This window comes from Leptolyngbya sp. FACHB-1624, assembly GCF_047649235.1.
GTDB classification, from domain to species: domain Bacteria; phylum Cyanobacteriota; class Cyanobacteriia; order Leptolyngbyales; family Leptolyngbyaceae; genus Leptolyngbya; species Leptolyngbya boryana.
In genome coordinates this window covers 6,481,310-6,500,472 of record NZ_CP180258.1, presented here as the reverse complement: position 1 = coordinate 6,500,472, position 19,163 = coordinate 6,481,310, and the positions used below count along the sequence as shown (strand labels likewise).

Here is a 19,163-nt window from a genome sequence, read left to right as displayed (position 1 = left end):
CTGCGGTAATATCGATCGCTTACGTTAGCATGAGAGCGTAAAATCATTTAAGACTTTTATCTGATTTTTAGTCCTTACCTTTTGGCTTTCCGTGGTGAACACTTCCCCTTCCAGAGTTGATCTTGCTAAGCTCTACCCGTTTGAACTCGACGAATTTCAATTGAGCGCGATCGCTGCACTGGATGCCGGAAAATCCGTTGTCGTCTGCGCCCCTACCGGATCAGGAAAGACGTTAGTGGGGGAATATGCGATTCATCGCGCACTCGCAGGTGGGAAACGAGTGTTTTACACCACGCCGCTCAAAGCCCTCTCAAACCAAAAGTTACGAGATTTTCGAGAAACGTTTGGAGCCGAAAATGTCGGGTTGCTGACGGGAGATATTTCAATCAATCGAGACGCACCGATCGTGGTGATGACAACTGAGATCTTTCGCAACATGCTGTATGGCACACCGATCGGGGAAGTCGGGACTTCAATGATTGGCGTAGAGGCGGTTGTGCTTGATGAATGTCATTACATGAACGATCGCCAGCGCGGCACAGTTTGGGAAGAGTCGATTATTTACTGTCCGCCTGAGATCCAACTCGTCGCACTCTCGGCAACCGTAGCAAATAGTGATCAATTAACCGATTGGATCTCGCAAGTTCATGGTGAGACGGAGTTAATTTATTCAGATTTTCGTCCGGTTCCGCTGCAATTCTCATTCTGCACTCCGAAGGGATTGTTTCCATTGTTGGATGAGACGGGCAAGAAAATGAGTCCAAAACTGAAGCCGAAGCGCGCTCAGTACCGTCCAAGAGGGGCAAATCAACGCGGAGCAACTCGCCCAGAACCGCCCAGTTTGGCATTTACGATTAGCCAACTGAGCGCGAAGAATATGCTCCCGGCGATTTATTTCATCTTTAGTCGCCGGGGTTGTGATAAAGCGGTCAATGAACTGGGTGCTTTAACCTTGGTGAATGACGTGGAAACGGCAAGGTTAAAAAAACGGATTGATGATTTTCTCGATCGTAATCCTGAAGCTGGACGGGCAGGACAAGTTGAACCGCTGTATCGCGGCATTGCCGCTCACCATGCTGGAATTCTCCCGGCTTGGAAAGGTCTAGTCGAAGAACTGTTCCAGGAAGGATTAATTAAAGTCGTATTTGCTACAGAAACACTGGCAGCGGGGATTAACATGCCTGCGAGAACGACGGTGATTTCCAGTCTTTCTAAGCGGACAGATGCAGGGCATCGATTGCTGAATCCTTCCGAGTTTCTGCAAATGTCAGGGCGGGCAGGACGACGCGGCATGGACGATCAAGGCTATGTTGTGACGGTGCAAACGCCGTTTGAAGGGGCAAAAGAAGCGGCGTATTTAGCAACGTCTGGAGCCGATCCATTAGTCAGCCAGTTCACACCGAGTTATGGGATGGTGTTGAATTTGTTGCAAACTCATTCGATCGAAGAAGTAAAAGAATTGATCGAACGCAGTTTTGGACAATATTTGTCAACGCTTTATTTACGTCCACAACAGCAAGAACTCGATCGCTGTAAGCTCGAATTAAAACAACTTGAAACGATTGTTTCTGACATTGATTGGAAGCTTTTAACGCAATACGAAAACCTACAAGGGCGAATCAAAGAAGAGAAGCGCTTGCTGAAAACGTTGCAGAGTCAAGCAGATGATATGCAAGCAGGGGAACGGGCGATCGCACTTTCTTTTGCCGTTGCCGGAACTGCTTTAACACTGAAAGGAGATGGCTCCACACTAATTCCAGCCGTTTTGGTGATGAAGGCTCCTGGTTCTGGGCAGTTTCCTTACTTTGTCTGTTTGGGGCAGAACAATCGCTGGTATGTGGCAAGCGTCGCAGATGTGGTTGCCCTTCGAGGTGAGATTCCGCGATTGCAGGAAGTCGATGGGTTGACCCCACCTCCGGAGTTGGTATTTAAACCAGGACAGGCGCGTCGAGGAACAGAAGAAAGTGCAGCGATCGCACAAATGATTCCCGACCCCGCCGGATTGCCAGATGATGCGCCGGAAGTTTACGCGCAGAAGCAAAGGTTGAATGCTGTTCAGGCTCAGCTTGAGGCGCATCCAGTGCATCAGTGGGGCGATCGTCCCCAAATTATCAAGCGGCAGAAGCGGATAGAAATGCTGCAAAGTGAGATTGACGATCGACAAGAAAAACTCGATCGTCAATCTCAACGACACTGGGAAGAATTTGTGGCGCTGATCGAGGTACTCAGGAAGTTTGGATGTCTGGATGATTTGACTCCGACAATTCTTGGAGAAGCGACGGCTGCAATTCGCGGAGATAACGAACTGTGGTTAGGATTGGCGCTGATGTCGCATGATTTGGATCATCTTGATCCGCATCACTTGGCGACCGCTTGTGCTGCCTTAGTAACCGAGGTTTCGCGTCCGGATAGTTGGACTCGCTATGACGTGTCGGAACCTGTTCTAGAAGCGTTGAGCGAGTTAAGACGGGTGCGACGGCAACTGTTTCAGGTGCAGCGGCGGTATCAGGTCGTGCTTCCGGTGTGGCTAGAAGATGAAATGGTGGGATTGGTCGAGCAGTGGGCTTTAGGAGTCGATTGGTTGGAGTTGTGTAAGAATACGAGTCTGGATGAGGGAGATGTAGTGAGATTGTTGCGGCGGACGTTGGATTTTCTGTCGCAGATTCCGCATACGCCCCACGTTTCCGATGCTTTGAAGGTGAACGCGGGACGGGCAATTCAATTACTCGATCGCTTCCCGGTCAATGAAAGTGTGGAGTGACATTACTTTTCCTGAAGTGTTTCGAGGGAAGCACTAACCACATCGTCTTGGTTTGCTATGCGGGAGTGAAACTCGAACGATTGCCGACCTAATTCCGGCAGCAGTTCACTTTATTGCGTTGCACTCATCAGATATACAAGCTCCGATCCAAGCGATCGCAATATTCTGTATAGTTTTGTTAGGAGTCTTAGGAGACAAAATTTATGGCAGTAGTCACTTACTTTGCATTAGTTGGCAGCATGATCGCGGTTGCTTATGGCTTATTTCTCGCCTTCCGCTCGATCAAGCTCATTTAGGCAAGATGGGGGAATGGGGAGAGTTAAAACAATTTCTTCTGTTGCCTGTTGCGAAACATCGCACACGATTCTCCCCATCTTCCACTTTTCCAGTTCCTACTCCTCTATCTCCCTAACCTTTTCTTCACCCCACTCAACTTCAATACATCCTCCATCGTCGAGCAATAATTCGCCATCCCAAAGGATGCCGGACTCACTGGATTCAGATGTGTAAAGTGGCGATATTTCATCGAAAACCGATCCCATTCGCCCACCTGAATCCGAAACAGAAAGATGATAATATCCGCCATCCACAAGAGCGGAATATTCATCAAGGGGCGTAATTTCAGGTAATCACACAATTCCTCGATCGCTTGATTTACCGTAATTTTTGCATTGCCTAAAACTAAACTTTGTCCCGGTGCGGGATGATCGACCAAGTATCGCACAACCTGGGCAATATCATGTCCATGTGTAAAGTGAAAACTTCCATCCGCTTTAAACAGCCGAATTAATTTCGCCCATTTCGCGACGCCGGGAATTCCGGCAGTGATGGCTGAATAAGGATATCGATCTCCACCGCCAATCACTAAAGTTGGAAAGAGTTTGGTGATTTTCTTAGAGATCTCTAACTGCTCTAATTGCTCATAGCAAAGATATTTTGACTTCAAATACTCATTGCCCATTTCCTTCGCTTCAGGCAAGAGTTGATTTTGACGATCGAGAATACTCGCAGTCGAAAAATAGAGAATTTGCTCCACCCGATTGGGATCAAGCATGGAAATCAATTGCAGATTCCGCTCCACATTCACGTCATAAACAGCATCTCCACCCCAAGCGGTTGCCGCTAAGATTGCACAATCGATCGTCTGTAACAAATCCCGATGCTGCTCAATCTCCTGCATATCAGATTGAATCACAGTCACATTCGGTCTGAAAGTCACATCGATCTTGAGCTTTCGGGCATCCCGAACTAGCAAAAATAATTCATGCTCAGTCTCTTGGATCAGGGTTTCAACAAGGTAGTGACCAATGCAACCTGTTGCACCTGTCACAAAAATTCGCTTGGTCATTGGGGGAGGTGATGATGGATGAAAGACATGATTACGTGTGAGGAAATCCCTATGAATAAACAGAATAAACGCTTCTGCCTATTTCTGATCCTTTCACCTGTCTTTTCAGTGAATCAGTAGGGTCAGTGTTTTCGCGACGTTTAAAACAGATCCAGCCCCCTAAATCTCCCAAATTTGCAGGACTTTGAACGGTAGAAATTTCTCAAGTCAGAATAATTTCTCTTGCTCAAAGTCCCCAGATTGGGGGACTTAGGGGGCTAAACTCTCGAATCAAAGCGATTAGACAGCGCTCAGGAGTTGATCAACTTGTTTTGCAGTCTCAAAGAAGTAAGCTGCATTTTCCTCAGGCGTATTCGGCAAAATGCCATGACCCAGGTTCAAAATATGTCCTCGGTTGCCGGCTTTGCGAATCGTGTCGAGAATGCGATCGCGGATAAATTCCTTCGAGCCAAACAATACGCCTGGATCGAGGTTTCCTTGCACTTTCACATCTTTGCCCAATCTGGTACGCGCATCTGCCATATCGACTGTCCAATCGATCGTCAAAATGTCCGCGCCTGCTTTCGACATCCGCTCTAACAAACCCGCGCTTCCGGTCACTAACAGAATCAACGGAGTCTCCGGATGAACCTGCTTAATCTTGCGGAAGACTTGTTGCTGATACGGTAATGCAAACGTATCGTAATCTTGGGGGCTAAGCTGACCCGCCCAAGAATCAAACATCTGAATCACTTGCGCGCCGCAATCGATTTGATAACAAGCGTACGTTGCGATCGCATCTGCCAATTTCGACAACAACTGATGCAGAATGGCTGGATCAGAAAACGCCATATTCTTAATCACCGAATAGGTTTTCGACCCTTTTCCTTCCACCGCATATGCTGCCAACGTCCAAGGCGCACCGACGAAACCGAGAACAGTTGCCTCGTTCTTCACTTCTTCGCGCAACGAATTCAAAATCGTTTTAATAAACGGCATCGTCTCTTCAGGAACCAAAGGATGGAGCTTGTCCACCTGAGCCTGAGAGCGAATCGGATCAGCGATAATGGGTCCTTTCCCTTCAGCGATATCCATTTCGATACCTAGCCCCGGTAAAGGAGTCACAATATCTGAAAACAAAATCACTCCATCGGGCTTAAATGCGCGCCACGGTTGCAGCGAGACTTCGATCGCGACTTCTGGAATTTCAGACCGCTCCCGGAATGACGGATAGCGATCGCGCAAATCCCGATATGCCTTCATATAGCGACCAGCCTGTCGCATCATCCAAACTGGCGGACGATCCAACGCCTCGCCTCGTGCTGCCCGTAACAAAAGTGGAAGGTGCGAAGAACCCGTCATGGAGAAGCCTCTTAATAAATCCTTTTGTTTTCTACGTTTCTTAGCCTATCACCGGACGGGATCGCGTTGCGCCGCAAACCCAATCAATGTAACGGTTTTGAAATATTCATGCTGCTAAGTGAAGAGGGTTCTTTACCACGAAATGTCCCTATTAACAGAGGGGATCTCAAGCTTTAGTCAGATTTAACGGGGGTTCAAAATTTCTACGCTGGAGTCGTTCAAGGTGAAACGAGGTTTATAAATCATGTCTAATTTTGCTGCAAAGTTTGCAATTGTATCTGCTTTGATTCTTGCTCCGTTGTCTCTGCCAGCGATGAGCCAAACCACTCCTGGCGAACCGGGAACTGGAACTGGAACGACTGCGGTTGATGCTGATTATCATCAAGAAGGTCGGAATGGCTATTGGGGCTTGTTAGGGTTGTTGGGTCTGTTTGGTTTGATGGGACGCAAGAGCAGTCGCGATGAGTACTCGTCGTCATCGTCGGCAACAGCATATCGCGATCCTGCTGATGTATCGAGTACCCGCGATCGCTACTAAACGTATCCCAGAACTTCGGGATATTCCAGAACTCCGGGCTTGCAGAAGCTCGGAGTTTTTTAAATTGATAGGGCTGATTCACAACATCCAGATACCGACTTAAAGCTCAGCTTTGATGCAATCTCGTGCTGTTCAATAGCAAGAAAAGTAAGCACTATACGAAGCAAAATTTCAGACTGTAAAATGAGATATTCCTCAGTTCGAGAAATTTGATGCATGAGTAGTCCGATCAATCTTCTGAGCAATCGATATCGCATTCTCAATGTTTTGGGAGAGGGAGGATTTGGCAAAACCTACCTGGTCGAAGATACTCAAATGCCTTCGAGACGAAAATGTGTTCTCAAGCAACTCAAACCCATTCATGACAATCTCCAAATTCATCAACTCGTCCAAGAGCGATTTCAACGAGAAGCCGCAATTCTCGAACAATTAGGAGAACATCACCATCAAATTCCACGGCTCTATGCTTACTTTGCCGAAGGAGAAGAGTTCTACCTGGTAGAAGAATGGATCGAAGGCGAAACCTTGACACAGTGCGTCGAATCGCGAGGCGTGTTTAGTGAGAGGCAAGCACGATCGCTCTTACTGGATCTCTTACCCACGCTTTCAGATATTCATCGTCAAGGCATTGTCCATCGCGATATCAAACCCGACAACATCATTCTGCGGCATTCGGACGGAAAACCCGTTTTGATTGACTTTGGAGCCGTCAAAGAAACGATCAATACGGTAATGAGTGCTAGCGGGAATCCAACCCATTCGATCGTGATTGGAACCCCTGGATATACACCCTCGGAACAGATGGCAGGTCGTCCCGTATTTTCCAGTGATTTGTATAGCTTGGGATTAACTGCAATCTATCTGCTGACTGGCAGACAGCCACAACAGCTAGATAATGATCCGATGACCGGAAAAGTATTGTGGCAGCAGTATGCTCCGAATGGGAGTCCTGACTTTGCAGCAGTCCTCGATCGAGCAATTCAGCCCTACGCCAATCAACGATTTGCAGGCGCAGAAGACATGGCGATCGCATTAACGCCCGGTGCAGTTCCACCCTCGACGATCCTGCCGTCTGTATCTCAAATCCCTAACGATACGATACAGATTGCGCCAACACCTCTAACCCAACCGCCCTCTGTGGCACGTCCCTGGACTTGGCAATGGGCATTTGTTGGCGTAGCCGTAGCTTCTCTGGCGGGAATCGCTGGGTTGATTGCCTACCTCACAAGCCGATCGACTCCGATCATCTCGAATTCGCCAGTCGAGAACGCGATCGCATCTCCGTCTCCGAAGCCATCTCTCGACCCATCTCCTGCACCTTTACCCAGCGAACCGCCGCAGTCAAAGCCTTCTCCAATTCCTGAGCAACCCGCAAAGCCTCCTGAGCCGCCTGCTAAACCTGTACCCGCGATCGACGCATCGTGCAGATTGCAAACAGGAACAACATTGAGATCGCAAACGTTGACCTTAGATACTTGTTCGATCGATGCCAGTAATCCTGCGGTGATTCGCTTTGTGTACTATCTCGATGCCGAACAAGTTCGAGCAGAAACCGACTGTGCGAGCGGGACTTGGAAAAGCTTGCCAGAACAACAGGTGAATCGTCCTCAATCTGCTGCAACTGAGCAAATGCTAGCGCGCATTTGTGGTCGAACAGCGCAACAAGATTCAGTCTCCAAAGCAGACGTTGCCACTGTAATTGATCCACCCTCGAATGTCAGAGCTTCGCCGAATGGAGCGATTCTTTGTGCCGTGCGAGAAAAGCAAGAAATTAACGTTTATGAACGGAAAGGAGATTGGTACACAACAGATGTGTGCGGAACTCCAGGCTTCATTCATAAAGGACAACTGAAATTTTAGACGGGTGTATTTTCAAGTACGCGTTCCGCTAGATTGCTGAACATTTCTTACTTTTTGCGGAAATTATGCTGAAACCATGAATGATGCTACCGAAGAAGACCATAGGCTTGATCTTAGGTTGCGCGAGGACGTTGGATGAAACTCTCTTGGATATCTCTAAAACTGTTGCGATTTTTGGCGATCGCGGCTCTCACAACCAGCACTATTGTTGGACTGATTCCACAATTCGTTGTTTCACAGACAGAAACGCTAGAGATTCCGGTACGAACTGTACCAGCTAGCACGATGCGACCTTCCTTACCAACTAGCACGATGCGACCTTCCTATGGACACTTTCCTTATCGAGAAGACGATCCATCGCGATTGAAAACGGTCGGTCAGTTTGTCCGTAGTCAATCTTCCAGACCTGAATCGATGGATGTTGAAGCTGTTCAAGCTTTTCAGCAGATGGCGATCGCGGCTCGAAAATCAGGTGTGTCGCTGATGCCCATTTCTGGATTTCGGTCTGTCTCGGTGCAGACTGGATTATGGAAGCAACAGATTGCCCGTCGAGGCAGCAAACAAGCAGCGGCAAAATGGAGCGCTCCACCCGGATACAGCGAACATCATACAGGCTATGCGATCGATATTGCTGATCGGCAACGCCCCGATACCGATTTACAAATCAGCTTTGCAAACACTCGGGCATATCAATGGTTAGCTGCGACGGCTGATCAATATGGATTTGAGCTATCCTTCCCACGCAATAACAAGCAGGGCGTGAGCTTTGAACCTTGGCACTGGCGGTATGTCGGGAGTGCAAGAGCAGAACAAATTTTTTCTGTTGCTCACAAAAGCGGATATTAGTCATGCAAGCCTGCCTCCCAAACGCCTACATAAATCCGATCTTGTTCATTCCGGGCAATGACTCCTTGCAGATTGCCCTGTTGGAAATTATGGAGATTGCTCTGTCTGCGATAAACTCGCTTCAACGCCTCAATCACTTCTGGATTTGCTTCACTGCCTAACATGCCATTGACTGTGACTTGCATGGTCAAATTATCCACAGCTTGAGCAAAGGAGGCTTCAGTTTGTCTGACTTGGTTACTATTGCGATCGTATAAATATGCCAAGGTAATGCGATCGGGAACAACCTCATACAAAACGCTGCGAGTATTTTGCCAATAGCCCGGTTTCGTTTGGGCAGGCTCTCCTAGTGCGGCTCGCACCTCTCGTTCTGAAGTGCCAACAGCAAAGCCTGGAACGCGACTCGGATTAGCTCGAGAGGCGGTGGGAGCTTCTTCTGTAATCGGCGCTGGCAGGGATGGATCGATCCGCACAGGCTGGGGTGCGGGTGTCGGAGTGGGCGATGCAGCAACGCTCGGTTTGGGTTTTGGTGTTTCAGAAGGCGTAGGTTTCGGTGGTGCAGAAGGGGTAGGAGAAACCGAGGGCAAGGGGCTTGGGGAATTGAGCGTAAGTTGTGGTGCCGGGGTTTGGCGGGATTGCCACCAGAGAATCGCGATCGCGACTCCAGTGAGCGTTAATCCTGATAAAGCAGCAAGGAGCCAAACGGCTCGCAATCCCGGTTTCGCGATCGTCGTCATCGGTTCACGCGCAGGCAGCACGACAACGGTTGCAGAAGTTCCCGGTTTGGGGGGCTGAGTCACCGTTGAGCTAAGCTGAGTCACCGTTGGGCTAGACAGGGGCAATAGCTCTAGCCATTGCGCGATCGTCGCAGGTCGATCGCTGGCATTCATCGCCATTCCGCGCAGGATGGCTTGATTCACGCCTGGGCTGATCGAAGGTTCTAACTCTCTGGGTTCGGGCATCTGTTCGTGATCGCGTAAAATTGATGCCGTCGGAATTCTGGCGGTGACTAATGCATACAGGGTTGCTGCTAAACCGTAAACATCACTAGCAGGACTGCGTTTTTCTTGAGCAAAATACTGTTCGATTGGTGCATATCCGACCGACATCATTTGCGTGTGAGTTTGGGTTTGATTCGGTGTAAATTCTCGTGCAATTCCAAAGTCGATGAGAATTGCTTCTTGAGTTTTCTCATGCAAAATGATGTTTTGCGGCTTGATATCTCGATGCAGCAGACCGTTGCGGTGAACGACTTCAAGGGCTGAGCCGATTTGATGGATGTAGCGAATTGCGATCGCTTCGGGCAGCGGTCGATCGGGAAAGACTAAGTCTTCTAAGGTCTGCCCTGGAATGTAATCCATCACCATGTAAGCGCGATCGTTTTCAACAAAAAAGTCGCTGACCCGGACAATATTGGGATGAATACAAGTCGCAAGCCGTCGGGCTTCATCTTGGAATTTGCGCTGAAAATCGGCAAAGTTTTTCTCTGCCTTCAAAGCTTCATTCAGCGTTTTGATCACGACGGTTTGATCCAAAAAGTGATGAACGGCTTTGAAGGTAATGCCAAATCCTCCCCGCCCGATTTCTTCTTGCAGGGTGTACTTGCCGTTTGAAATTGTCTGACCGATGAGTGAATCCATGCCTAAGATTGAACCGCATTTCGAGGAAGAACGCACCGCAGTTGTGTGACGGTTTCGTTCAACTTTCCTAACTCTAACCGACCGTTCATCACCTCGACCAAAGTTTGGTTCATCAGCAGGCGAAATCCCAGAGAAGGTGGGTCTAAATCTTTTGGAGCTTCGGTTTTGAGCAGATCGATCGCTTCTCGCCATACCTCGATCGGTCGCTGATCTTCTAGCTCAATCACCGCAAATTTGGATTCTATGTGAGCTGAGAGCTTGAGCGTGCCTTCCTGCATTGTTGCGATCGCGCTACTGATCAAACTGACTAAAATCTGCTCTAGCGTTTTGCGATCGACAAACACATCCAGATCGGGTTCTGGTAACACGATTTGAAATCGCAAATTCCGGTTCTCTGCTAATAGATGCGTTAAAGAAAATACATTGTCAAACACATCACTGACGGAAACAGACTGAAAGTCTAATGGGCTGGTTCCATATTCGACTTTAGAAACATGGATGACTTCATCCAATAATTTCACGAGCTTTAAAGCGGATAGGTTCGCCTGTTCAATAAATTCGCGCTCCTCTTCAGGCGATTCGCAGAGATCGCTTAGAACTAATTGCTGCGAACCGATTAATCCACTTAAGGGCGATCGTAACTCGTGGGAAGTGCGGGCTAAAAATCCTGCCTTGAATTGCGCAAGTTCGAGTGCGGATTGATACGCCAATTCCAATGTGCGATCGGGAGTAGAGGATGCGACTTTAGACGATCGCTTCGCCCACCAACCCCCCACAAATCCAATTCCCAAGCCGCCAGCTAGCCAAACCAAATTCATCCAACTCATCGTTCTGGATTGCAAAAAGAAAGTCTTTATCACTCTAAACGACTTCACCCATTGCACTCGAAATCCTGACACCGAATTGATTTGTAACCAAATCAAACCAATTTAGTATCAGGATCTCATTTTTTCTAGAAACGTCGCAGATCTAACAAATCTCTAGCTTGAGCGAGACTGCTAAGCCGTTTTACCAACGACCCCTTCTACGAGCCAGTTCATCGATTCAAGCTCGATCGCAGTTGTCGCATAGTCTTTTCCAGCAGGGACAACCTCTTTACCCGTATTATCTTTGAGTCCGCCTTTGTAAATGACTAGCGAACCCGCCTTCATTTTGTCCCTCGCGGCTTCTGCGTCCTTCTTCGCAGTCTCAGATACCGCCGGTCCAAATGCCGAAATCTTCACAAATCCATCCTTATATCCGCCGCGCAGCAAATGCGGAATCCCTCCATTCATCAAGGTTTTACCTTCTTGAATCATCTTGACGTAATCGGAATACACCTTCGTCCAATCCCACTCTGCACCCGTCAGATAGCCTTTCGGCGCAAGTGCTGCCTGATTGGCGTGATAGCCAGACGTAAACGCCCCGCGTTTCTCTGCCGTTTCTATCACAACTTTCGGACTGTCTACATGGCAAGTAATCACATCTGCCCCTTGGTCAATCAAACTGTTGGTCGCTTCCGCTTCTTTTACTGGCAAAGACCAGTCCCCGGTAAAAATCACCTGGGTTGTAATTGTTGGCTTAACGCTTCGCGCTCCCAGGGTAAAACTATTGATGTTGCGAAGCACTTGTGGAATTGGTTTTGCTGCCACAAAACCTAACTTTCCGGTTTTGCTCATATGCCCGGCAACCACGCCTGCAACATACTGCGCTTCATCAATGTAACCAAAATAGCTGCCGACATTTTTGGGATGCTTGGCTGCATCATACATTGCGCCACAGTGGAAAAATTGTACTTCTGGATAATCGGTGGCGAGTTTAAGAATATGCGGGTCAAAATAGCCGAATGAGGTGGGAAACAGAACGGTTGCTTTGTCCTGCTCGATCATGTTCCGCATTGCTTCTTGCACTTCGGTCGTTTCAGGCACGCTGGCTTGATCGACGACTTTCACACCTTGGACACCTTCTTTTCCCTGGAAGTGGGCTTGATTATAGCCAAAATCGTCTTTAGGACCGACGTAGATAAACCCCATTACAAGTTCTTTGCCTGCGGCGGGGCTGCTACTGGATGTTGAAGAATCGTTCGCTGGGGTACAGCCAACCCAGAGCTTTGAAGTTGCACCAAATGCCCCAGTCGCTAACAATCCGCGTATGACTTGGCGGCGGGAAATGCGCGATCGCGGTGAATCCTGACTGCTCATCGTTCCTCCTCACAGAAGTTAATTGCCATCGTATTGAAATCGATTTTTCTGCTCGCTTTTGTATTGTTCAACACGTATCTTGCGATGCCTGAGCAGAGGCTCACGCGATCGCAGAAATCAATGCTGTCGAATCGGCAACCGCCCCAAACACACCGCCCTGCATTTTGACCATGTTCAGCGCGGCTAGATGGTTGCCATAGTCCGTTGCACCCGTACAATCGGACAGTAACAAACATTCATATCCTCGATCGTTGGCATCTCTCATGGTTGTATGCACACAGACATCAGTGGTAATGCCGGACAGGATCAAGTTTTGTATGCCTTTACGGTGCAAAACCAAATCGAGATCAGTGGCATAAAATGATCCTTTTCCGGGTTTATCAATGATCACTTCTCCGGGTAATGGAGCGAGTTCAGGAATAATCTCCCAACCTGACTCTCCTCGAACCAAAATTCGCCCACAAGGTCCCGGATCGCCAATTCCGGCTCCGATTTGTTGCGATCGCCAGCGTTTATTTTCTGGCAAATCTGAGAGATCCGGGCGATGTCCTTCGCGAGTGTGCAGAATTGTGTAATTCAGGTCTCGCATCACTTTGAGGAGGTTCCGAATCGGTTCGATCGGGGCACGCGTCAGAGACAGGTCATAGCCCATCTTGTCCACATAACCGCCCTTACCGCAGAAATCTGTCTGCATATCAATCACAATCAGAGCCGTATTCTCAGGGCGTAAATCGCCATTGAATGGATATTGATAAGGCTCAGCCTCTACATACCGTCCCATGATTTAACCTCTGGTGACTGAAGTTGGTAATTCTTCGCCTTGATACGATCGCGTTGGCGCGTCAAATCCGCAGCTTGTGCCATCGGTGTGAATCACTTCATCTTCCCAAGGCAGGCGATACGATTCATTCACCAAGTCTTTCATGTAGGTGTAGGGGCAATCCTGTGCTCCGCCTTTCACCGCGACATAGCCGCGATGCCCAAATTGGTAAATATTGTTTTCGACGCTCCAGTGTCTCCGAGCTTCTCGCACCAGATCGGGACGCAATTCGGCTGTGATAATTTCATCCGGTCGATGGCTGCCCATCACTAAGGGCATTCCGTCGAAATTGACAAACATACCTTCGCCCATCGAGTCAAATGTGCCATCTGTGCCGCACATACACACAGATGCGGTGTAGATCAGATTACAAAACGCATTCGCCTGGTTGGTAATTTGCCAACTGTGGCGGATTGGAGCGGTATATCCTGCGGTACGAATCATGATTTCCGCACCCTTGTAAGCACATTCGCGCGCCATTTCTGGGAACATGCCGTCGTGACAGATAATTAACGCAAGCGTGCTGCCATTCGGTCCTTCACAGACCGGAATTCCCAGATTTCCAGGTTCCCAAGGCTCAACCGGAACCCAAGGATGCAGTTTCCGATAATAGAGTTTCAAGTCGCCTTGGTCGTCGATAATGATGCCGCTATTGTAGGGATTGCCGTGTGGGTTGTACTCCATGATCGAGAAGCATCCCCAAATGCGATTTTCTCGGCAGGCGGCTTGGAAGGCTTGAACTTCTGGACCATCGATTCGGCACATAATTTTTGGATTTGTGTCCATCGAGAGTCCGTGTAGGGAATACTCTGGAAAGACGACTAAATCCATACTGGGCATATTACGACGGGCTTTGCTGACCATTTGGCAAATGCGATCGGTCTGAGCCGCAAGATCGTCGGGCGTGACAACATTTGGAAGCTGTAGCTGCACCAGTCCCAATACAACACCCTTTGGAGATTTATTCAATCCACCTAAACCACTCATGCACTTTGCCCTCAAGACTCAACTGATTGTCAGCTTTATCACATTTGGTTGAGGGCGATTCGTACTTTGGAATACCGTTTTGCTCCGTTCCATCGATTCGCACAGTTTGCGCGATCGCTCCACCACTAAGATGCAGAATGCCGAACGGATATTTGAATCAGCGACGATTGGGTTCGATCGCAATCGTTCCAACCGTTGCCGGATGCTGAAGATTCATCGGTAAGCGAATCGTAAACTGACTTCCTTCTCCTTCCTTCGAGTGCATGAGCACCGTTCCAGCGTGAAGTTCAGCGAGTTTCTTGGTCAACGCTAACCCTAAACCTGTGCCTTCGTGCTTACGAGACAATGAGCCATCGACCTGCTGAAAAGGTTTGAACAAGAGATGCTGTTTGTCTTCTGCAATTCCAATCCCTTGATCCCAAACAGTGAAATCTAGAAACTCGCCATTGAGTTTCACGCTCAGTCCGATTTCATGATCTTCGTTCGAGAACTTAATCGCATTCGAGAGCAAGTTCAGTAGCATCTGGCGCAGCCGCAATTCGTCTGCCATCAAGGGTTCTAGATCCGGCTGGATCTCATAGTTCACGGTCAAATTTTTTATGCGAGCCTGTTCGCTGACAAACCCCAAGGTTTTCTCGCAAATTTCATCGACGACGAGCGGCGCGAGTTCTAAGCGCAACTGTCCTGCCTCGACTTTCGACAAGTCTAAGACATCATTGATCAAGCCTAGCAAATGCTGGCCGCTTTGATAGATCTGATGAATGTAGATCTGTTGTTTTGAATTCAGACCGCCGAAGATTTGTTTTTGCAAAATCGACGAAAAGCCCAAAATCGAAGTCAGTGGAGTGCGCAACTCGTGTGACATGTTCGCCAAAAAGTCCGACTTCATCTGGCTTGCCCGTTCTAACTCATCGTTCTTTGTGGCAAGTTCGTCTTCTGTTCGTTTCTGCACCGTGATGTCACGGGTAATCATTGAAACTGCGGTTGGGCGATTGCGTTCATCCAAGACCGGACTGACGGAAACCAGAGCAGGAAAAGATTCGCCGTTGCGACGATTACAAATGACTTCACCGCTCCAACCGCCTGAGATTGCTTGTTTAATTAACTCTTCGGTCTGCTTTTTCTCGGGGTAAAAAATTGCAGCATGTGCCCCGATCATCATGTCGGTTTGCCAGTTAAAAATTCGGCTCGCCGCAGAATTTGTGTAGATAATTTCTCCGTTCAAATCCGTAATTACGGTACTGTCATAGGCGGATTCAACTGCGCGAGAAAAGATTTTTAACTGTTTTTCAATCCGCTTTCTTTCCGTCACATCTCGCCCAATTCCTATACCGCCGATGAGTTCGCCATCGCGGCAGAGGAGTTTTCCATTTACTTCTAGAAAAATCTCTGTGCCCACTGCTGTCGTCAGCACAAACTCAAAATCTCTCAACTCTCCGGTCTGCATTAAATTCGCGAACGCTTGCATTGTTTTTTCGCGATAAAGCGGGGAGACAAAATCTAAATACGATCGTCCTAAGATTTCGTCTCTAGGACATCCCAGCAGTTTTTGACCATAGGAATTCATGTAGGTCAGAGTTCCTGTCAAGTCAACGGTGTAAACCATATCGTTGGCAGTTTCGACATAAGCTCGGAACAGTTCTTCCGATTGACTCAGGCTGATTTCCACGGAGCCAATTCGTACGAGTTTGTCAGGAAGTGTATGATTCGACATTTCCACAAGGTTACCAGATCGAAGCGGATGGACAGATGAGGATAGAAGCTTTTTGAAGTGAATCGTTGACGTCCTAGCAGGCGAAGAAATTGGATGAAGTAGAGGTGAGACGTGCTAAGTTGACAACGCGCATGATGAAAAGAAAAAGATTTAAACAAAAAGGAAATATTTAGCAATTTAATCAAATGAACGCTGAAAAAGCGTTTCACCCAAATGAGTGATCTTTCATTTCCAGCGGTGGAATTCGATAGAAGGTTGGACAAAAGTTCAATCTCTGAAATCCTCATAGAAGTTTGTACCAGGATTAAAAAACATAAAGCGGGGTTTCTACGGATCATTGTCCCAACTAATTTTCTTTTTTGTTAAAAGTAAGTAAGTATTTTTACAAATGGCTAAATGAGAGTACGTAATTTAATGCGGCTTTATCTCAGTTGGTTGGCTGAACAGTCTAAGATAGAACTCTCTAACTTCACAAATTAAAACGAGAGAGCGGGTTGCCTCAGAACCAACAGACCTAATCTCTCTATTCATCGGCTCTCTGTAATTTCCGTAAAGTTTTAGTGAAGTTGTTTGCCAGCAACATATTATTTTTCCTTCTTCTCGCGATCGAGTGTTTTATGAAAGCCTTAATTGGAGCGTCTTTACCAGAGTTAACGGAATGGGTCAAAACGCAGGAGCAACCCGCATACCGGGGACAACAATTACATCAGTGGATCTATCAGCGGGGCATCCGCTCTTTAGCTGAAATTTCTGTGTTTCCGAAGCAATGGCGATCGCAGGTAGCGGATTGGTCGATTGGGCGATCGGAAATTCATCACCAAGCGACCGCTTTAGATGGCACGGTGAAATTCTTGTTGCGATTAAGCGACGGTCAAATTGTTGAAACCGTTGGAATTCCGAGTGAGCAGCGGTTAACGGTTTGCGTCTCTTCGCAAGTCGGTTGTCCGATGGCTTGTGATTTTTGTGCGACGGGTAAAGGCGGATTTAAGCGCAATCTGGAACGCCATGAAATTGTGGATCAAGTGTTAACAGTGCAAGAAGTTTTTCAGCAACGGGTTAGCAATATCGTGTTTATGGGCATGGGCGAACCCCTGCTGAACGCGGACAATGTTCTAGAGGCAGTGCGATCGATTAATGAAGATATTGGCATTGGTCGGCGCTATATCACTATTTCTACGGTCGGGATTCCTGGGAGAATCCGCAAACTTGCGGATCACCACTTGCAGGCGACGCTGGCGGTAAGTTTACATGCGTCGAATCAGCAGGTGAGAGAGCAATTAATTCCGAGTGCACGTCAATATCCGTTAGAAGCACTTTTAGAGGAATGTCGCGAGTATGTGCGTCTGACGGGACGGCGAGTGACGTTTGAGTATATTTTGTTGGCTGGAGTCAATGATTGTGCTGAACATGCGATCGAGCTTGCAGATCATTTACGGGGATTCCAGAGCCATGTGAATCTGATTCCGTACAATCCGATTAGCGAAGCGGATTATCAACGACCAGATCAGCGTCGGATTGATGGGTTTGTGAAGGCGTTGAAAGATCGGAGAATCGCGGTGAGTGTGCGGCGGACGCGCGGATTGGAAGCGGATGCGGCTTGCGGGCAGTTACGCGCATCGTTTGCTGGAAGTTGATTGTGGAGTTTGGGTTTTAAGCTGCGCTCAACTTGAAGAACCGATATCCTTGAGTTGAGCGCAGCCGAAACACGGCTACAGATTATCGACGAACATAAATTCCAGGCGCATATGCTTCGATGACACGACCAGACTTTGAGCAGGTGATCATTAGATAATCACATTCCGGGCATTGCGTCCGAGTCAAGGCTCCTGGTTCAATTCGATATCGTTCTGCATGGCTACCGCAATTGGGACAATGAACGGTTTGAACAACTTGCATCTTAAAAATCCTCAATCTTGGCACTAAATTCAAACAATTTAAAGAGCGAACATTAGGTAGTTCTGAACAAATATTGCGCTGATGGAATTTTGTATCTACCGTTACTAAATTTCTCAAATCATTGAGAAGAATCTGATTCTATTATGGACAGCAAACATGCTGAGTGTGTTCAGAATTCATTTTTATTTTAAATTTCTTCAACTTGGGGATCACCTATCCGTAGGGTGATCCCGCCTCTCCATACGACTTTACGCTGTTTATAAATTAATCTCAAATTAAATTGTGATTTGAAGGCGGCAAACGAAGTTTTTGAAGCTGAGTTTACAACTTTAGTAATAGAACGCTTGATTTTTCTCTCAAGTTTCAGCGTTTTTTCTATTACTTAAATGCTTAAGAGGCAAGACACTGTTGAGGGTTTCCGGGTTGCGGTTCGACAATTACGTCTTTGATACCAGACACCCGAATTAAAGACGTAACGACTAGTTTTGCTCGATCGTTTGCCTTGTCTAAAATGCCATCTGAACACGCAGCTAGTTGAATTTTCTTTAAAGCTTCGTCTTGAGCGAGTTTCTGTAAATTTGGTGCAACATCAGGGCCTAACCCAAGCGGGCCGCGATTGTAGTCGTAGACACTCGAACGCGTCACATCGATTTTCTTGTCTAAAATTTTTGGTGCGGGCAGTTGCAATCGGATTGTATCCCCGACAATTTGCACATTGTCAGGCTTCAGCGTGCTGAGATCGACGCCTGCTCGCACTTCTCCCCGCGCAATATATAAAAGCTTGGTTGTCCCAATGACGACCCCTGCGATCGCAGCATCTTGCTGAGTGGGAACGACCGCCTCCATTGTAAAAACCGCTGTAGTCAGTTCGCTGGCTTGGCGAACTTGTTGAATCACAACCGAGCGCGTTTCGACCTTCGGTTCCGGTGAGTTTGAGGCAATGAGCGATCGCAAGTGATCAAAGAACTGATTGCCCGATCGTGCAAACCCAACCAGCAGAACTACCCCGAGTAGCAATCCACTCCCCGCCAACATTAAACTTAAGTTTTTAAACACGCTGCTGCCTTCTCGTTTTTGGCGGTTTCTTCTTCGCATCGTCTGAATTTCAGTGCTGCACCCGTAATTTAAGCAGAGATCTTCGTCTACATGCTATCGTACAAGATTACTATACTGAGAACTGCCCGACTTGGCGAAGAGTGAATTAGAATTTGTTAGGAAATTTTGTAGATTTT

At 47.7% G+C, this 19,163-nt stretch carries 16 protein-coding genes; 6 read left to right on the top strand and 10 right to left on the bottom strand.

Features of this window, described 5'->3' with window-relative positions:
- Positions 1-94: 94 nt before the first annotated feature.
- Both ACMUEV_RS30850 and ACMUEV_RS30845 read left to right on the top strand, forming a co-directional pair.
- Positions 95-2,761, top strand: coding sequence for a DEAD/DEAH box helicase (locus tag ACMUEV_RS30850; RefSeq protein WP_190652526.1), 2,667 nt, complete (start codon positions 95-97; stop codon positions 2,759-2,761).
- Between the two features lie 203 nt (positions 2,762-2,964).
- The gene (locus ACMUEV_RS30845; protein ID WP_017291405.1) at positions 2,965-3,057 is read left to right on the top strand and encodes a cytochrome b6-f complex subunit PetL; all 93 of its coding nucleotides are present in this window, start codon (positions 2,965-2,967) and stop codon (positions 3,055-3,057) included.
- A 104-nt stretch (positions 3,058-3,161) separates the two neighbouring features.
- On the opposite strand, the gene ACMUEV_RS30840 is transcribed toward ACMUEV_RS30845, so the two are convergent.
- Entirely contained in the window at positions 3,162-4,109 is a 948-nt protein-coding gene (locus tag ACMUEV_RS30840; protein WP_017291406.1) for an NAD-dependent epimerase/dehydratase family protein, read from the bottom strand.
- 279 nt (positions 4,110-4,388) lie between these two features.
- Complete coding sequence (hemE, locus tag ACMUEV_RS30835; RefSeq protein WP_190652525.1) at positions 4,389-5,450, bottom strand: uroporphyrinogen decarboxylase; 1,062 nt, start codon at positions 5,448-5,450, stop codon at positions 4,389-4,391.
- A 244-nt stretch (positions 5,451-5,694) separates the two neighbouring features.
- Here hemE and ACMUEV_RS30830 point away from each other — a divergent pair, with 244 nt between their 5' ends.
- The 3 genes from ACMUEV_RS30830 to ACMUEV_RS30820 all read left to right on the top strand — a co-directional run bounded on the left by ACMUEV_RS30830 (position 5,695) and on the right by ACMUEV_RS30820 (position 8,694).
- Entirely contained in the window at positions 5,695-5,988 is a 294-nt protein-coding gene (locus tag ACMUEV_RS30830) for a WGxxGxxG family protein (RefSeq protein ID WP_017291408.1), read from the top strand.
- 216 nt (positions 5,989-6,204) lie between these two features.
- The gene (locus ACMUEV_RS30825; RefSeq protein WP_190652524.1) at positions 6,205-7,848 is read left to right on the top strand and encodes a protein kinase domain-containing protein; all 1,644 of its coding nucleotides are present in this window, start codon (positions 6,205-6,207) and stop codon (positions 7,846-7,848) included.
- Positions 7,849-7,983: 135 nt separating this feature from the next.
- Positions 7,984-8,694 carry a D-alanyl-D-alanine carboxypeptidase family protein gene (locus ACMUEV_RS30820; protein WP_190652523.1) on the top strand — a complete coding sequence of 237 codons (711 nt, stop codon included), beginning with the start codon at positions 7,984-7,986 and terminating at the stop codon, positions 8,692-8,694.
- Here ACMUEV_RS30820 and ACMUEV_RS30815 read toward each other — a convergent pair.
- The 6 genes from ACMUEV_RS30815 to ACMUEV_RS30790 form a co-directional block, all read right to left on the bottom strand.
- A complete protein-coding gene (locus ACMUEV_RS30815) occupies positions 8,691-10,334 on the bottom strand; it encodes a serine/threonine protein kinase (protein ID WP_190652522.1) in 1,644 nt (547 codons plus the stop codon). The two genes, ACMUEV_RS30820 and ACMUEV_RS30815, sit on opposite strands and share 4 nt — an antisense overlap.
- A 2-nt stretch (positions 10,335-10,336) precedes the next feature.
- Entirely contained in the window at positions 10,337-11,161 is an 825-nt protein-coding gene (locus ACMUEV_RS30810; RefSeq protein ID WP_190652521.1) for a sensor histidine kinase, read from the bottom strand.
- 171 nt (positions 11,162-11,332) lie between these two features.
- Positions 11,333-12,514, bottom strand: a complete 1,182-nt coding sequence (locus tag ACMUEV_RS30805; protein ID WP_017291413.1) for a BMP family ABC transporter substrate-binding protein — start codon at positions 12,512-12,514, stop codon at positions 11,333-11,335.
- Between the two features lie 100 nt (positions 12,515-12,614).
- Entirely contained in the window at positions 12,615-13,295 is a 681-nt protein-coding gene (locus ACMUEV_RS30800; RefSeq protein WP_017291414.1) for a cysteine hydrolase family protein, read from the bottom strand.
- Positions 13,296-13,298: 3 nt separating this feature from the next.
- Positions 13,299-14,321 (bottom strand): formamidase, encoded by a 1,023-nt coding sequence (locus ACMUEV_RS30795; RefSeq protein WP_190652520.1) that lies wholly within the window; start codon positions 14,319-14,321, stop codon positions 13,299-13,301.
- Between the two features lie 157 nt (positions 14,322-14,478).
- Positions 14,479-16,035 carry a PAS domain-containing sensor histidine kinase gene (locus tag ACMUEV_RS30790; protein WP_017291416.1) on the bottom strand — a complete coding sequence of 519 codons (1,557 nt, stop codon included), beginning with the start codon at positions 16,033-16,035 and terminating at the stop codon, positions 14,479-14,481.
- 617 nt (positions 16,036-16,652) lie between these two features.
- On the opposite strand from ACMUEV_RS30790, the gene rlmN reads away from it, so the two are divergent.
- Positions 16,653-17,669 carry a 23S rRNA (adenine(2503)-C(2))-methyltransferase RlmN gene (gene rlmN / locus ACMUEV_RS30785; RefSeq protein WP_190652519.1) on the top strand — a complete coding sequence of 339 codons (1,017 nt, stop codon included), beginning with the start codon at positions 16,653-16,655 and terminating at the stop codon, positions 17,667-17,669.
- Between the two features lie 82 nt (positions 17,670-17,751).
- Here the strand turns inward: rlmN and ACMUEV_RS30780 are convergent, their stop codons facing one another.
- Both ACMUEV_RS30780 and ACMUEV_RS30775 read right to left on the bottom strand, forming a co-directional pair.
- Complete coding sequence (locus ACMUEV_RS30780; RefSeq protein WP_017291418.1) at positions 17,752-17,931, bottom strand: hypothetical protein; 180 nt, start codon at positions 17,929-17,931, stop codon at positions 17,752-17,754.
- A 390-nt stretch (positions 17,932-18,321) separates the two neighbouring features.
- Complete coding sequence (locus ACMUEV_RS30775) at positions 18,322-19,026, bottom strand: DUF4230 domain-containing protein (RefSeq protein ID WP_190652518.1); 705 nt, start codon at positions 19,024-19,026, stop codon at positions 18,322-18,324.
- Positions 19,027-19,163 lie beyond the last annotated feature (137 nt).

Excerpts from the sequence above, each read along its gene's own strand:
- ACMUEV_RS30845 (WP_017291405.1), top strand. The coding sequence starts at position 2,965 with ATGGCAGTAGTCACTTACTTTGCATTAGTTGGCAGCATGATCGCGGTT.
- ACMUEV_RS30840 (WP_017291406.1), bottom strand. The coding sequence starts at position 4,109 with ATGACCAAGCGAATTTTTGTGACAGGTGCAACAGGTTGCATTGGTCAC.
- hemE (WP_190652525.1), bottom strand. The coding sequence starts at position 5,450 with ATGACGGGTTCTTCGCACCTTCCACTTTTGTTACGGGCAGCACGAGGC.
- ACMUEV_RS30830 (WP_017291408.1), top strand. The coding sequence starts at position 5,695 with ATGTCTAATTTTGCTGCAAAGTTTGCAATTGTATCTGCTTTGATTCTT.
- ACMUEV_RS30825 (WP_190652524.1), top strand. The coding sequence starts at position 6,205 with ATGAGTAGTCCGATCAATCTTCTGAGCAATCGATATCGCATTCTCAAT.
- ACMUEV_RS30820 (WP_190652523.1), top strand. The coding sequence starts at position 7,984 with ATGAAACTCTCTTGGATATCTCTAAAACTGTTGCGATTTTTGGCGATC.
- ACMUEV_RS30815 (WP_190652522.1), bottom strand. The coding sequence starts at position 10,334 with ATGGATTCACTCATCGGTCAGACAATTTCAAACGGCAAGTACACCCTG.
- ACMUEV_RS30810 (WP_190652521.1), bottom strand. The coding sequence starts at position 11,161 with ATGAGTTGGATGAATTTGGTTTGGCTAGCTGGCGGCTTGGGAATTGGA.
- ACMUEV_RS30805 (WP_017291413.1), bottom strand. The coding sequence starts at position 12,514 with ATGAGCAGTCAGGATTCACCGCGATCGCGCATTTCCCGCCGCCAAGTC.
- ACMUEV_RS30800 (WP_017291414.1), bottom strand. The coding sequence starts at position 13,295 with ATGGGACGGTATGTAGAGGCTGAGCCTTATCAATATCCATTCAATGGC.
- ACMUEV_RS30795 (WP_190652520.1), bottom strand. The coding sequence starts at position 14,321 with ATGAGTGGTTTAGGTGGATTGAATAAATCTCCAAAGGGTGTTGTATTG.
- ACMUEV_RS30790 (WP_017291416.1), bottom strand. The coding sequence starts at position 16,035 with ATGTCGAATCATACACTTCCTGACAAACTCGTACGAATTGGCTCCGTG.
- rlmN (WP_190652519.1), top strand. The coding sequence starts at position 16,653 with ATGAAAGCCTTAATTGGAGCGTCTTTACCAGAGTTAACGGAATGGGTC.
- ACMUEV_RS30780 (WP_017291418.1), bottom strand. The coding sequence starts at position 17,931 with ATGCAAGTTGTTCAAACCGTTCATTGTCCCAATTGCGGTAGCCATGCA.
- ACMUEV_RS30775 (WP_190652518.1), bottom strand. The coding sequence starts at position 19,026 with ATGCGAAGAAGAAACCGCCAAAAACGAGAAGGCAGCAGCGTGTTTAAA.